Origin of the sequence: Rhodococcus coprophilus NBRC 100603, from assembly GCF_001895045.1 — a bacterium.
GTDB lineage: Bacteria > Actinomycetota > Actinomycetes > Mycobacteriales > Mycobacteriaceae > Rhodococcus > Rhodococcus coprophilus.
The window spans coordinates 96,282-110,772 of record NZ_BDAM01000006.1; the positions used below are offsets into that span (position 1 = coordinate 96,282).

13 protein-coding genes are annotated in these 14,491 nt (G+C 66.6%); 2 read left to right on the forward strand and 11 right to left on the reverse strand.

The window, feature by feature from the left end:
* Positions 1-158: 158 nt before the first annotated feature.
* From RDCOP1_RS11645 to RDCOP1_RS11675, 7 genes are all read right to left on the reverse strand, one after another.
* A complete protein-coding gene (locus RDCOP1_RS11645) occupies positions 159-2,630 on the reverse strand; it encodes a glycosyl hydrolase 2 galactose-binding domain-containing protein (protein ID WP_072700636.1) in 2,472 nt (823 codons plus the stop codon).
* A gap of 16 nt (positions 2,631-2,646) precedes the next feature.
* Entirely contained in the window at positions 2,647-3,606 is a 960-nt protein-coding gene (locus RDCOP1_RS11650) for a DUF1839 family protein (RefSeq protein WP_072700638.1), read from the reverse strand.
* Entirely contained in the window at positions 3,603-4,544 is a 942-nt protein-coding gene (locus RDCOP1_RS11655; protein WP_072700640.1) for an amino acid--[acyl-carrier-protein] ligase, read from the reverse strand. The genes RDCOP1_RS11650 and RDCOP1_RS11655 overlap by 4 nt, the downstream gene beginning before the upstream one ends.
* A complete protein-coding gene (locus RDCOP1_RS11660) occupies positions 4,541-5,740 on the reverse strand; it encodes an acyl-CoA dehydrogenase family protein (RefSeq protein ID WP_072700642.1) in 1,200 nt (399 codons plus the stop codon). Before RDCOP1_RS11660 ends, RDCOP1_RS11655 begins: the two co-directional genes overlap by 4 nt.
* Positions 5,737-5,979, reverse strand: a complete 243-nt coding sequence (locus RDCOP1_RS11665; RefSeq protein WP_072700644.1) for an acyl carrier protein — start codon at positions 5,977-5,979, stop codon at positions 5,737-5,739. The genes RDCOP1_RS11660 and RDCOP1_RS11665 overlap by 4 nt, the downstream gene beginning before the upstream one ends.
* The gene (locus RDCOP1_RS11670; RefSeq protein WP_072700646.1) at positions 5,976-6,398 is read right to left on the reverse strand and encodes a holo-ACP synthase; all 423 of its coding nucleotides are present in this window, start codon (positions 6,396-6,398) and stop codon (positions 5,976-5,978) included. The genes RDCOP1_RS11665 and RDCOP1_RS11670 overlap by 4 nt, the downstream gene beginning before the upstream one ends.
* 265 nt (positions 6,399-6,663) lie before the next feature.
* Positions 6,664-8,064 carry an NAD(P)/FAD-dependent oxidoreductase gene (locus RDCOP1_RS11675; RefSeq protein ID WP_072700648.1) on the reverse strand — a complete coding sequence of 467 codons (1,401 nt, stop codon included), beginning with the start codon at positions 8,062-8,064 and terminating at the stop codon, positions 6,664-6,666.
* 95 nt (positions 8,065-8,159) lie between these two features.
* On the opposite strand from RDCOP1_RS11675, the gene RDCOP1_RS11680 reads away from it, so the two are divergent.
* Positions 8,160-9,080, forward strand: a complete 921-nt coding sequence (locus tag RDCOP1_RS11680; protein ID WP_072700650.1) for a LysR family transcriptional regulator — start codon at positions 8,160-8,162, stop codon at positions 9,078-9,080.
* A 43-nt stretch (positions 9,081-9,123) separates the two neighbouring features.
* Here the strand turns inward: RDCOP1_RS11680 and RDCOP1_RS11685 are convergent, their stop codons facing one another.
* Complete coding sequence (locus tag RDCOP1_RS11685; protein ID WP_072700652.1) at positions 9,124-10,791, reverse strand: ABC-F family ATP-binding cassette domain-containing protein; 1,668 nt, start codon at positions 10,789-10,791, stop codon at positions 9,124-9,126.
* Positions 10,792-11,116: 325 nt separating this feature from the next.
* On the opposite strand from RDCOP1_RS11685, the gene RDCOP1_RS11690 reads away from it, so the two are divergent.
* Positions 11,117-11,965, forward strand: coding sequence for an alpha/beta hydrolase (locus RDCOP1_RS11690; RefSeq protein WP_072700763.1), 849 nt, complete (start codon positions 11,117-11,119; stop codon positions 11,963-11,965).
* Between the two features lie 22 nt (positions 11,966-11,987).
* On the opposite strand, the gene RDCOP1_RS11695 is transcribed toward RDCOP1_RS11690, so the two are convergent.
* Genes RDCOP1_RS11695 through catC form a run of 3 tightly spaced genes read right to left on the reverse strand, consistent with a single transcriptional unit; the run spans position 11,988 to position 14,476 of the window.
* On the reverse strand, positions 11,988-12,962 hold the full coding sequence (locus RDCOP1_RS11695; RefSeq protein WP_072700654.1) for an alpha/beta hydrolase: 975 nt from the start codon (positions 12,960-12,962) through the stop codon (positions 11,988-11,990).
* A 40-nt stretch (positions 12,963-13,002) separates the two neighbouring features.
* Positions 13,003-14,139: an alkaline phosphatase family protein gene (locus RDCOP1_RS11700; protein WP_072700656.1), complete on the reverse strand. Its 1,137-nt coding sequence runs from the start codon at positions 14,137-14,139 to the stop codon at positions 13,003-13,005.
* Positions 14,140-14,191: 52 nt separating this feature from the next.
* On the reverse strand, positions 14,192-14,476 hold the full coding sequence (gene catC, locus RDCOP1_RS11705) for a muconolactone Delta-isomerase (RefSeq protein ID WP_072700658.1): 285 nt from the start codon (positions 14,474-14,476) through the stop codon (positions 14,192-14,194).
* Between the last annotated feature and the right edge of the window lie 15 nt (positions 14,477-14,491).

Genomic DNA, 14,491 nt, shown 5'->3' on the forward strand with positions numbered 1-14,491 from the left:
AACCTGGGAGAGAGGCGCTACCTGACGCCACCACGTACGACGCGGCGGGTGTGCGACCCCCTGCGAATACATATACCCCCTCGCGGGGCACAACGCACGCGTCGGTACCGATGTTTATTCGTGTCGTCGACTCGACCCGTTGAGATGTCGAAGTTTCGCTAATCCTCTGCCACGACACGGATCGGGGCGGTGACGGCCGAATTGAGGGCCGCGACGCGACCGGACGGCGCGGTGTGGCCGGCCGTCGCTCTCAGTTCGACGGTGCGAGAACCGCCGGGAGGCAGATGGAACCACGAATCGGCGGCTTCGAAGCCGCGCACGTCCAGGCGCACATACTGGGCTGTCCACTCGGTTTCCACCGTGACCGACCAGCCTTCCGCGGAGCGGCGTGCGGTGGCACGAAGGCCGACGCTTCGCTCTACCGGACGCGCGGCACCTCCGACGAGATGAACACTCTCGGCGACTACCGCGCCGGTCGCGTCGACCAACTGAGCCGAGACAGCGTCGAATGTCCTTGTCCCGAAACGATATGCATGGTTCACATCCGCGAAACCTGCGGTGGCTACATTCCACGACAGGGTTTTCGCGTCGTGGGCGCCGAGGTGCAGTGGTACGACGACATCGGTCGGCACGGCACCCGCGGGGGTGTGGGAACGGAGGTGCAACGTGGCATCGAGCGGTCCGGCGTCGTCGTTGAACGCAACGATCTGTAGCCCGTCGAGTCCGTCGTCGACGAGAAGCACTGCGACAGGGGAGAAAACACGACGGAGGACGAACCATGGGGCTTTCGGGACACCGGCATGGTCCAGAACGCCCCACCCTGCTCCGGGTACCAGATCTCGCGCCGCCAGCACCAGGGCACCGCGGCACCCCGAGTCGGGCCGGCGCCAATGCTGGAGCACCTCGGTGAAGGCTTCGCACACGGCGGCGCGCCCGAGATCGAGGTAACGTTCGGGGTCGGACCATCGCTCCGTCGCCGGATCGACTCCGAACACGGTGCGTACGTAGTGATCCCGCACATCTTCGAAGTCCCACGACGCTCCGTTGTCGCGGGGAACTGCGGCCTTCCACTTCGGGTGGTGACCCGCAGCGGCGACGCTACCGAATTCCTTTTCGATCGCGTCGTTCCCGGGTGGGATGGAGAATGCGAGGCATTCCGCGGCGAAGCGCACGCCTGCTGCGCGGACATCGGAGATCGGCCGACGATAACCCCCGACGCCGAAATAGTGCGCCACACCGGAACCCACGTCGATGGGCAGCGCCTCGGAGCCCGGTGGCGCCGACGGCGAGGACGACACCCAGACGACGTCGGGAGCCTCCGCAGCAGCAACCGCAGGAAGGAGTTCGTCGATCGCGGGGATCACCGGGCGCGGCAACCCGAGCATGACGGGTTGTTGTTCGGTTTCGCTCCCGCCGCTCAACACCACCAGCGCGGGGTTTCCCGCAAGCCTGCTCGTGAGCGTCCGCAACTCTCGTTCCAGCGAGGCGCGGAATTCCTCGTCGTCGGGTGGATCGGTCGTCGCCAGCATGACGTCCTGCCACACCATGATGCCGAGTTCCGCACAATCGGAGTAGAAGTCGTCACGCTCGTACAGCGTGGTACCGGGGATCCGGATCATGTTGATACCGGCGTCCACACACTGTTCGAGCACTTTCCTGGTCTGCGCGGCGTCGTTCAGCCCGATCGGGTCGGACGGCGTCCAGACGATACCGCGACAGAACACGTCGATTCCGTTGATCCGCAGCGAGAACCCACTGTCCTCGTAACCTCCTGTGACGGAGCGGAAGCCGACATTTCCCAGATCGAGTGATGTGCCGTCGAGGTCCAGTTCCACGCGATACCCGGCCGGGTGCCCGTGTGTGTGCGGCCACCACAACTGCGGCGCCGGCACGGTGACTCGAGCGCGCACCGACCGGGAACCGTCCGGCATCGAAACGATCTCTCCGCGAGCCTCGTACCGGCCCATCCGGACGACGGCGGACGAAATCTCCGGGCCTGCGACCGCAACCTCTATCTCTGCCGAACCGTCCGGCCCGGTGACCGCGGTGCGGATACGGCGGGACAGCACCACATGGTCGTCGCCGCCGAGAAGACGGACGGGCCGCCAGGGTCCGACCGGGGACGGCACCCCGGCGAATACGGGTGCCCGTCCGAGCACAGTGGTGCGGAACCAGCGAAGACCCTGCGCGGAGACCAGCGACGACCGCCACCGGCCCCGTGGCCGCCGGGTCCTCAGCGCCGCGTCGAGAGACGGAAAGCGCAGCGCGATCCGCACGGTGGGCGCGAGGTCGCCCAGGACCACGTCGATCGGCAGGAACATCGAGTCGGACGACGCGACTCGCTCCGGCCCGACCCACACCTCCGACAACGTCGCCAGACCATCGAAGGTCAGGCGCCATGGTCCGTTGCCGGCCGTCGCCACATCCGTGACGAACCACCAGTCGCTCGCGTCGGTCTGCGCCCTGCGTGCTGCATTCGTCCCGTCGGCGTCGCGGACGGCCCCGGCAGCGGTGCCCGGGACGTTCGCGGGCAGCCATCGTCCCTCGATCGCACCGAGTTCGTCGGGGTGGCGCACCGCACCGGGGTCCACCGCGATGCAGAACCACTGCGCTCCGGCAAGCAGATCCATGTTCGGGCGGCGTTCCCTAGCGCGATCCTGCAGCGCGTGCTGCTGCCGTGATCGACTCGTCCCACGCGTCGGCCATCCGGTCCAGTTGCTCACCGGGGTCGACCGTGCGGCCCCGCGCTGCGCGGGCCATCCGGAATTGCACACTCTTCGCCGCCTCGGACACCGACCGGAAGCCGGGCGCTGCCTTCGCCGTTCCCGGATAGCCGTGGTTCTCCATGTAGTCGCATACGTCGGCCGCGAGTTCGGCGCTCGCCCCGCACTGACGCAGCACGCCGAAGGTCCACCGGTGGAACAGTTCCATGCCGCCCGTGCTCAACTGGTCGACGTCTTCGAGGACGCGTTCGGCGAGCGCTCGCACCGGATTGACGGTCGACCGGTTGCGGAGATGACGGCGCACGACGGCGTCGAACGCATCGCACTCCGGAACCGACACACCGAGACGTACCTGCTCGATATACGGCGGCCACGTGGGAAGCGGATCGTCGAGTCCGAACACGCCGCGGAAGTCGTCGGCGGCGAGGCGGTGATAGCCGCTGTTGTGGAAGTACTCGAGAACTTCCGACTCGCCGTCGATGAGGTTAGGCACGATCGTCGTCTTCGAATGCTCTGTGCGATAACCGGTTCCCTCGGTATCGGGTAGCCAGAATGCGTCGACCTCGACCGTCGACAGCAGGCCGGCCTCGGCGTTGGCTTCGAGATGTTCGACGGGGCGGCGCCAGACGTTCATCTCCGCCACTTCGATGCCGTACAACGCGAACAGATCTTCGGGCTTGAACTTCAGGAAGGTCCACTGACTGCCGTCGAAGCGGGCAGAGAAGGCGCACGCGGCGGCCGGAACGGGGTCGAGACCCAGGGCGTGCAGCACTTCGACCCACAGGTCCACATAACAGTTGGTCTCGGTCCAGACTCGGTCGGCGCCGTGGATCGCGTGCGGAACATACCCTTCGACCTGGACGTCGATGAGGCGTCGGGTCACGGAAACATCCTGTTGCGCACAGAGGTCGGCCATGTGTCGACGGCAGTGCCGTGTGTGCGGAGCATCGCCAGCGCGATGCGCTCCATCCCGAAACCGACGCAGGCGCTGTGCGCGACCTCTCCGTCGGCGGTGGTGATTCCGAAGGTGTCCCCGAAGTGGTCGCGGTGGCAGTTGCACGACACCACCGCGGTGCCCTCGTCGAGGTCGCCGTAGAGCCGTACCGTCAGTTCGGTCTTGAGATTCTCGTGGCGCTGGTTCGCGGCGAGCATGCGTCCTGCTCGGCCGAAGAACGGATCGTTGGCCGGCACAGCGGTGGCGTCGAGTCCGAGCGAATCCAGGACGTCGAGGCCACGGCCGATCCAGGAATCCCGGTGCTGTTCGGCGGCGTCGGCTGTTCCCAGGCAGACGAACTCGTGCATACGGAATGCCTGCATGCGAGCCGGGTCGACCGCAGGTTCGTGCCGGAAGCAGTAGCCGTAGACGTCGAGCAGTTCGCCGCCGTCGCGCAAGGTGCCGGTGTACCTCGCGTACGCGGGATGACACGCCGCCGAGACGAGGACGGTATCGGCGGGCTCGAGCCACGAATCCCAGGCTTCGCCACGCGCGCGGGCGGCAAGCAACTCGGCGTGTTCGGCGTTGGTTCCCGCGAAGGTCGTCACCGCGCCTGTCAGGTGCGGAAACGAGGCGATGTAGTCGGTTCGCTCGAAACTGGTGCGGGGAAAGACCGGAGGAAAGCGTAAACGGGTGGCCGCTGCACCCGGGCCCGCCGCGACAACGACCCGGTCGATTCCGTCGACGATATCTTCGAATTCACCGGAGCGACCGTACAATCCGGGCACGGCGGTCTCGATGAGCAGGCCGGCGGCGAGCAGTTGCTGCTGGAAGTCCAGGCGCGCCTGTTCGAGTTCGGTGAGGTCGCCGACGGTCGTGCTGCTCATATCGTCCCTCGGTATGCGATCGACATCTGGGCGGAATTGTTCATGATGCGGTCGTTGTTGACCATCACCGCGGCGCCGTGCGCGTCGCGCAGATGCCTGCCGAGCGAATACGGACTGTCTTCCCGGTAGCCCGCGATTCCGCAGATCAGCATCGACCGGTTCACCAGATCGACGACGGCGGTGGAGGAACTGACCTTGAGGTTGTTCATCGCGAGCGAGAATCCCATGCCCGTCAGCGATTCGGCCTCGGGCGAGCCTGCTTCCGCCGTGGCGGCCCGGTCGAACCGTTGCGCAGCCGAGAACACCAGATCGGCGAACTGCTGGTGCACGGCGGCAGCTTCGGCGAGCCGCAGCGCGCCGGGCGGCGTGACGCCGGGTTGCTTGCGCGCGGCAGATCGCACGTAGGCGCGGGCCTTTTCCATGGCCGCATCGGCGATACCCAGCCATACCGCCGACCACACGCTGTGCGAGACGGGGAGCATGGTGCGCGAAGAGATTTCCGAATACGGCGTGCCGACGATCAAATCGGCGGAAGTCGCTGCGGTGAGCACGAATCCGGGACTACAGGTGCCGCGCAGTCCGAGGGTGTTCCACGGTCCGGTCGGCTCGAGAGTGATGCCGTCGCGGGGGCACACGACGAGAACCTGGTCGCTCGGCGGGCTCACTGCGGTGCGGCGTGCCGTCACGAGGATCGCGTCGGCGTACTCGCCATAGGAGATGACGGGCGCGTTCTTGACGATCGAGACCGAATCGTCGACTCGTTCGGCGGCACAGAGACTGCTGCGCACGTCACCGCCCGTGCCGAGTTCGGTGGTTGCCGAGGCGATGAGATAGCCGTGCTGCGCGACGTCCGCGACGAATGCGCTTACACCCGGCGACGAATGCCGCACGAGCGACAGTATCTGCGTCTGGTGCATCGCGAAGATCATCGCGGTGGAGGCGCAGTAGCGACCGAGGATGCGCGCGATCTCGCACAGGTCGTTCAGCGACGCGTCCTCGCCGCCGTGCTCCGCCGGAACGGCGCACGTGAGCAGTTTGTGGGAGCGCAGGGCGTCGACGGCCTCGTGGGGGAACCGGGCGTCGCGGTCGACTTCGTCCGCCCATACAGCGGCGACGTCGCGGCCGACGATCTCCGCTCGCTCGCGCAGCGACAGACGTGTCGACGCACTGCCGAACGACGCATCGACGACGCTCACCCGACACCCAGTTCCGTCAGTGCCGAACGGATGGAATCGACACTCGCGAAGGTGCTTTTGCGCAGGAGTTCGTCGGGGAACTCGACGTCGAACGTGTCCTCGAGCGCGAGCATCACGTTGACACTGGCGTGGGAGGTCAATCCGAGTTCGTAGAGATCCGCAGCGAGATCGAGATCGGTGGCGTCGACCGACAGTTTTGCGTGCTCGTCGAGCACCTTGCGGATTGCCTGTTCAGTCATGCCTGTTCTCTTTCTGTCACTGCTGTACGGGTCGCGGCCACGGTTGCGAGGGCGTATTCGGGCTCGTGGGAGAGCGAGACCTGGAAATCGGTCAACTGTTCATCCGACGCGCGTGCAGCAGCGTTACCGTCCAGTTGCACCGAACATCCACCCCACGGTTCGCGCCGTATTTCGATCGAACGCCACGGGATCGCCTCGTCTCGCGGCCGCAGTACCTTCATCACGGCTTCCTTCGCCGCGAACCGGGCGGCGAGGCGCTGAGTGCGGGCGGCCCCCGTGCACACCGACAGTTCGTGCGGGGTGAAGATGCGCCGGAGGTACCTGTCACCGAAGAGGTCGATGCTGCGGGCGACGTCGGCGACCGTCACCACATCGCACCCGATCCGGGGCGTCGCCACGTTTCCTCGTCGAACGGTCATGGGTTACTCCTCCGGGGTGCGACGACCGGCAACGGTCGAACTGCTTCGCCTACCTCAGCTTCGGAAGAAGTCACCAGGTTCCGCCCGACGTTGTGCGCTTTCGAACATGCCCCCACGAGCGTCAACGCCCGTTTTGCACAATTCGACGTGACTCTAGAGCCGCGCGCGTGTCAAACTCAATGCCCCGCGCCCGCATGTGTCCCGGTTCACAGACACCTGGACCCCGGCCGTGGAGACGGGCGGGGTCCTGGCGACCGACGAGCAGTCAGGCGGAGGCGCGTGCCGGTTCTTTGTCCGGCTCGCCCTCGGCCGGTGCGACCGGCTGTTCGGGCGCGGCGGCCGGGGTCGGCTCCTGGGCGTAGTAGAAGTGGGGACGGCGGTGGCCGAGGAACGATCCACACCACGACATCACCGCGATGTAGCGGTTACGGAAGCCGACGAGGTACACGAGGTGCACGGCGAGCCACAGCACCCAGGCGATGAAGCCGGTGAGTTCGATCTTCCCGACGCGCGTGATGGCACGGAACCGGTTGATGATCGCCATGCTGCCCTTGTCCTTGTACCGGAAGGGCGTACCGGCGGGCGTCTTGCCCAGGATCATCTTCGCGACGTGCCGGCCGCCCTGCATCGCGAACGGCGACTGCGCCGGCAGGTTGTCGAGCGTGACCATGTCGCCGATGGCGTAGATGTTGTCGGCGCGGCCGACCGTGAAGTCCTCGTCGACCAGGAGCCGTCCGCCCCGGACGGTTTCGCACCCGGTGCGCTCCGCGAGTATCGCGGCGAAGTCGTTGGCCTGGATGCCGGCGGACCAGATGATCGTCTCGGCCGTCAGGCGACGCGATTCCTCGGTGGTCGGGGTGGACAGGGTCGCACCGTGCTCGTCGATGTCGGTGACGAGGGTGTTGAGCACAACCTCGACACCGGCTTTTTCGAGCGATTCCTTCGAGTACTCGCTCAGCTTTCCACCGAAGGGCGGGAGCACCTTGTCGGCACCTTCGACGAGCGTGACGGTGACGTCGTCGGCGGTGATGTTGTGGATCGCGTCCGCGAAGTAGCGCTGTGCGAGTTCCTTGATCTGACCCGCGAGCTCGACGCCCGTCGGGCCCGCTCCGACGACGATGAAACTGAGCAGATTCTTCCGGTGCTCCGGATCGGAGGTCGTGTGCGCCTCTTCGAAGCAGCGCACGATCTGGCGGCGGAGCCGTTCGGCGTCGTCGACCGTCTTGAGCGCGTACGTGAGGTCGGCGAACTCGTCGCGGCCGAAGTACGCCTGCCGGGCACCGGTCGCGGCGACGAGGTGGTCGTAGCCGAGGGTGTGCCGAATGCCGCCGGCCTCGTACACAACCGTGGAGGCGTCGGGGTCCACGTCGACGACCCGGCCGAGTCGCACGTCGGCATGCGGGTACTTCGCAAGGATCGCGCGGACGGAAGGAGCGATCTCGCCGGGCGAGATCACACCCGTCGCGACCTGGTAGAGCAGCGGCTGGAACAGGTGCTCGGTGGTCTCGGAGATGAGGACGAACGGCTTGCCTGCCTTGGCGAGCTTCTTCGCTGCGGCCAGTGCTCCGAAGCCGGAGCCGACGATCACAACCTCTGTCCGGTCGACGATGTCCGCCTCTTCCTTTCCTGTCGCACCCACGCTAGCGATACCTCCACTCGAGTTCATGTATTAGTCCAACCTAGGTATCTCCCCCACTGGGTATCCAGTAACCTGGGATATTCGGGGAACTGTTATCTGTTCTGCTCATAAATAGGTGCGTGATGGATTTCCGGCAACTGCGGTACTTCCTGGCCGTGGGTGAAGAGGCGAGCTTCTCGCGAGCGGCCGAACGATGCTTCATCTCCCAATCGGCGATCAGTCATCAGATCACCAAGCTCGAGCAGGAGGTCGGCGCGAAGCTGTTCGAGCGCTCGACCCGCAAGGTCAAGCTCACCCCGTCGGGAGTGCGGCTCATGCCCATCGCCGCCGAAGTGCTCAGCCTCGAAGCACGCGCACTGGAAGTCGGTCACGAACCGCGGGGAAGCATCCGGATCACGGCGAACATGAGCTTCGCGTCGCAGAGCCTCGATGCCATCTCCCGCGTACGCGAGCGCCACCCGAACCTCGACGTCGAGTTCGTCATCAAGGACTTCACCGACCGGGTGAACGCCGTCGCATCGGGCGACGCCGACCTCGCGCTGATCCGCGGCGATGTGGACCGACCCGGACTCGAGGCGATCCGCCTCGGGATCGAAGACCTCGTGATCGTCACCTCCACGCGACACCCGTTGTCCGCGTTCTCCACCGTAGAACTCGGGGAACTCGCCCACTACCCACTGCTGCTGCCGCCGCGCAACAGCCAGGTACTGCTGCATCGCGTGGTCGAGGACGCGTTCGTCGAGGTCGGGCGGCGCGTCCGTCTCGGACCCCCGATCGCCAGCGACCACACCGCGACCCTCGAAGTCATCACCAACCCTCGTGCCTGGACGGTGCTCTACGCGGGCACGGCGGCCGACACCCCGCACAAGGGCCTGAAGTTCATGCGCGAAACCGATCACCGACTGCGCGTGCCGGTATGTGGCGTCGTGCGGAGCGGCGCGTCGCCGACCCCCGAACTGGAGTTTCTCGTCCAGGCCCTCGCCCACTCCATCGTTCCCGCGGCGACCACCGCGCCGGCGCGCGTGCGCGACTCCGGAAGCTGACGCCACCTGCGACCGGTACGGGACATCGGTGCCGTGCCCCGGCTCACGCCGCGTCGTCCTCCCCCGGATCGCCACTCGGATTCAGGTGCTTCCACCCGGCGACGTCCCTGCGTAACTGACGATCGTGGGTTGCGAGCACGACCGCGGCGTCGGTCGCCTCCAGAGCCTCGGTCAGTTCGTCCACCAGTGTGATCGACAGATGGTTCGTCGGCTCGTCGAGGAGCAGCACGTGCGGTCGCGCGGCAAGCGTCATGGCCAGGTCGAGGCGGCGCTGCTGGCCCATCGACAAGTCCCGCACCCGCTTGTCCAGATCCGCCTCGGCGAGAAGACCCAGGTCCTCGAGCGGCACCGTCCGGTCCTCCGGCACCACCCCTCGGGCGGCGAGAAGGCCGAGATGGGTGTCGTAGACCTCGCGGACCCGTTTGCCGGACGGTGGCGCCGATTCCTGCGCGAGCAACCCGACCCGCACCACCGGATCCACGACCAGAGTTCCGGACGTGGGCGTCACCGTCTGCCCCAATACCGCGAGCAGTGTGGACTTCCCCGCACCGTTCGGTCCGGTCACGACCAGCCGCGAGCCCGCGAGCACGGTGAGCGACACCGGCCTGTCGAGCCGGCCCGCGACGACGACATGCTCCGCCCGGATCAGCGGCGTATCGGGTTCGATCAGGTCCAGTTCGGCCCCGAGCGGCGGCATCGTGAACCGCAGCGGAGGAACCGGTGTGGTGATCTCCTGGTCGTCGAGCGCATCTTGCCGACGATGGACCGAACGCACCAATCCTGGTGCCCGCGTTGCTCGCTGGTGCTTGCCGGTTCCCTTGTCCGGTCGCCACCCGTCGACGAGCCGGTCCCGGGCGTGTTCGAGATCGCCTGCCAACCGGGCCCGCTCGGCCTCCTGACGGTTGTATTCGTCGACCCAACGTGCGTACTCGGCTTTGCGCCCCTCCCGGTAGCCGGCGTAACCGCCGCCGTAGAGACGGGGACGTCCGTCACGGCTCGGGTTCAGATCCAGGATCGAGGTCGCGACATCGGACAGCAGCGCCCGGTCGTGGCTGACCAGCACGATACCGCTGCGCGTCTGCTGCAGACGCTCGGTGAGGTAGTCGAGCCCGTCGGCATCGAGGTGGTTGGTGGGCTCGTCGAGAAGGAGGAAGTCGTGTTCCGCGCCGAGCAGGGCGGCAAGACGGACCCGGTATCGCTGTCCGACGGACATCTCGGACAGCAGGCGCGACCGGTCGGTCACCGCACCGAGCGCTTCGAGTGCCGTGTCCACCCGGCGATCCGCGTCCCACGCCTCGAGTTGTTCGGCCACCTCGAGCGCTTGTGCATAGGTTTCCGCAGCAGCAGACCGGCCTTCGGAGAGTCCGACGGCACTGTCGTCCAGGATGCGCAACGCCGCGCGGGCGGCAGCAAGTTCGATGTCGATCAGGTCGCCGACCGTCCGCCCCGGCGCGACCGTCATTTCCTGTTCCGCGACACCCAGCGATCCGTATCGCCGGACGGAACCGGAATCGGGGTCGAGGGTACCCGCGAGGATGTGGATGAGCGTGGACTTTCCCCGGCCGTTCTCACCGACGACACCGATGCGGGACCCGGGCGAGACGGCCAGGTCGACGCCCTGCAGAACGGGGTGACCGCCACGGGCGATGTGGACATCGGCTGTCCCGAGTTGTGCGCGTGAACGGCGAGGCAGGGTGATGCCGGTAGTCATTTTTCCTCCGCGTACCGGGCGTCCTCGGCCCACGGTGGTGGGTGAGAGTCGCTCGGCTTCCGACGAACGGCCGGATCATCGGCCGATGGACACAGGTGCAGCCCGCTTCGAAATCCCGTCGCGCGGGAAGGGCAGGCCCGCGGGCGTCAGTGGAAGAGGAGTGCCTGAATCACGCCATTCAGCGTACCGACGCACGCCGAGGCGTCAATCGAATTACCTTATGGCCGTTTCCACCGGTCTCGCGCTGCGGCGAGGCCCGGAACCCGACGGGGTTGTCGTGCGAGGATGCGGTAGGCACCACGTCGTCCACCCGGCAGGAGACCCCATGCAGCACACCGAGTCCTCGTTCACCGGCGGAAACGGCACGCGAATCGTGTACGACGTGTGGTCGCCGGACGGTGATCCCACCGCGCTGCTCGTGCTGGCACACGGTCTCGGTGAGCACGCACGCCGCTACGACCACGTCGCCGAACGGCTCACGGACCTCGGCATCGTCGTCTACGCACCGGACCATCGGGGGCACGGGCGGTCCGGCGGCAAGCGACTGCACGCGCGCACGATGGCCGACTTCACGGACGACCTCGACACGCTTTTCGACATTGCGACCTCGGCCCATCCCGGCCTGCCGACCTTTCTGCTCGGCCATTCGATGGGCGGTGCGATCGCCCTCGCGTACGCACTCGATCACCAGGACCGGCTCACCGCACTCGTTCTGTCCGGCCCCGCCCTGGTCGTCTCCTCGGGCACGCCCAAGCCGGTCGTCGAACTCGGAAAGCTGATCGGCCGTGTACTGCCCGGCGTGCCCGTGCAGAAACTCGACAGCAAAGCCGTCTCCCGCGACCCTGCGGTGGTGGCCGCGTACGACGCGGATCCGCTTGTGCATCACGGCCTCGTCCCCGCCGGTATCGCGCGGGTACTCGTCCTCAACGAGCAGAGTGTCGCGCAGCGTCTTCCGGACCTGACATTGCCGCTGCTCGTCCTGCACGGCTCCGCCGACAGGCTCGCCGATCCCGCCGGTGCCGATCTGGTCGCGGACCGCGCCGGGTCGTCCGACCTGACGAAGAAGGTGTACGAGGGCCTGTTCCACGAGGTATTCAACGAACCCGAGCAGGACCGGGTGCTCGGCGATCTCGTCGACTGGCTGCAGCCGCGCCTCGCGCACGCAAATCCGTAGTGTTCGCCGCGCGGACGTTGTCTCAGGCTGCGCGGCCGTCCCCCAGCGCCACGACCGCGCGACGCGCAAAAACGATGCTGAGGGTGATGAGTGCACCGGCTTCCGGCAATGCGCGCGCGAGGACCGGCCACGCGTGGACCTGCCCGCGCCACAGATGCGTTTCGACAACACGGCCCGCATCGGCGAGGCGGCCCGTCATGATCTCGACATCGGGGCGGGTGAGCTCGTATTCGGCCGCGGAGAGGAACATCGGGGGAAATACGGCGGGATCGGCGTCGACGGGATTCATTTCTCCCTCGATCGCCTCCTCCCCGATCCAGCGTGGACGCAGCTTGTCGAGCGCCTTGATCGGCAGGTACGCATCTTTGAGCATGTAAGCCCGGTCGTGTCGGTCGAGGTCCAGATTCAGCAAGGGCGAATAGCCGATGACCGCTGCCGGTCGCTGGAGTCCGCGGAGGGCCGCGATCTCGGCGACCTTCGCGGCCAGGTATCCGCCCGCGGAGTCCCCCGCGACCACGATGTGGGTGGGGTCGTCGGCGATCTCGAGGAGCGCCTCGTACGCCCTCATCGCGTCCTGCACCGATCCCGCGACGGGAACAACCGGAACCTGGCGGTAGTCCATCGAATACACCGGCGCACCCGATTCGAGCGCGAGTTGCACGCACAGTTGCCGGTGGGTGGACGGACCGCAGAAGACGAATCCCCCACCGTGGAAGTACAAAATGGTGGCGTTCTCGAGCGGGTCTTCCACCGGCTTCGGCGAAATGATCTGCTCTCCCGGCACACCACCGAGTTCGGTGGCGGTGATGTGCACGGCCCGGGGAGTGGGCGTGATCTTGTCGATCACCCAGGACAACCTGCCGAGAACCGCGATGCCGAAATCGTTGCTCGGCCAGAGGCTCAGGACCGGCTTGAACAGAAGCCTGGCTCCCCACAGGATGATCAGTGCGATCCTGCTCGTGCGTTCGTGCCAGGTGATCGGACCGGAAGCGCGCATGTGAACACACTATGTCGCACACCGCGTGCGTGCGACGGCGTTACCGGAGCTGGAGAAGGGGTACGAGAAGCTCCTCGTCCGTGAGCGCGCCGTGCTGGCCGGGTAGATTCGAGAGTGCTCGCTCGCCGTGACTGCGGACGACCGTCGACTCCCCGCGTGCGATCACGACGATGTCACCGATGCGCCCGGTGATCGCGGAATCCGGATCGGGGCCGAACAATCCCGCCGTCAACACCTCGTCGCGGGTGCCGACCCAGAAGTCGTCGCCGAGTTCGTCGGTCCAGCGCCCGAGCACCTTGTCCACACGGCGGGTATGTATGTGCCGACAGCGCGGCTCACCGGCGATCACGTCGACGTCTTCTTCGAGACCGGGGTGCCCGTCGAAATCCACGCGGCGGCCCCGGGAGGCGTCGACCATCCCGTGGTCGGCGGTGACCAGCAACCGCGTCCCGTCCGGCAGCGCTGCGGCGAGTTGTTCGACGAACCGATCGACCACGGTGAGTTGTGCGAGCCACGCCTGTGATTCGGGCCCGTACACGTGGCCGAGGGCGTCCACCTCCCCGAGGTAGCAGTAGACGAGGTTGCGCTCGCCGGAGCGTGCTGCGGCGACGACCTCCGCGAGAAGATCTCCGTACGCGGAAATCCCTACGAATCTGCCGCCGCGCAACACCGCCCGCGTCAGCCCACTCCTGCCGAACGTCCTCGGCACGACGGTCGTGACCGCCAGCCCGGCGGCCTGCCCGCGTTCGAATGCCGTGCGATGAGGTTGGGCGTGCTCGGGCACCAGCGTTTCGCGTCGGTCGAGTGACGTCCCTGCTGCGGTCCAGTGCAGCCAGTTGACCACTGTCTCGGCTTCCTCGACATACGACTGGTACCCGGTGATGCCGTGGCGCCCGGACGGCAAACCTGTACCGAGCGACGCGATGCTCGTCGCGGTGGTCGTGGGAAAGCCCGCACGAATCGCACGCCCAGGGAGGTCCGTGAGATAAGGCGCCGCTTTCTTGTTGCGCTGCAGCAGTTCCCACCCCATGCCGTCGACGAGAAGCACCACCGTGTTCGCGCTGTCGGTCAATCCGAGCCGGTTGCGTTCGCCGGGGACCCCCGCTGACGCGAGTACCGACGGCATCACGTCGGCGAGGGTGGGCTCGGCGTAGACATCGCGCAGTGGAAGAGTCATGTTCCGAGTATGGCCCGGTACGCCAGGGCACGGCGGGTGAGGAGTCGTGCGCTCATTCCTTGATGTCGGACCCGTGCCTGGTCAGCGCCGTGACTTCGATGTTCATGAAAGGGAACAACGGCAGGCCGAAGAGGATTTCGTGCAGTTCGTCGGCCGACTCCACGTCGAAGATCGAGATGTTGCTGTACTTGCCGACGATGCGCCAGATCTCGGGCCATTTGCCTTGACGCTGCAATTCCTGGCTGTACTCCTTCTCCCTGGCGAGGGTTTCGGCCCGCAGGTCCGGGTCGAGGTCGCGGGGGATGTCGACATCCATCCGGACGTGGAACAGTGCCATCGTTTCTCTCTTTCG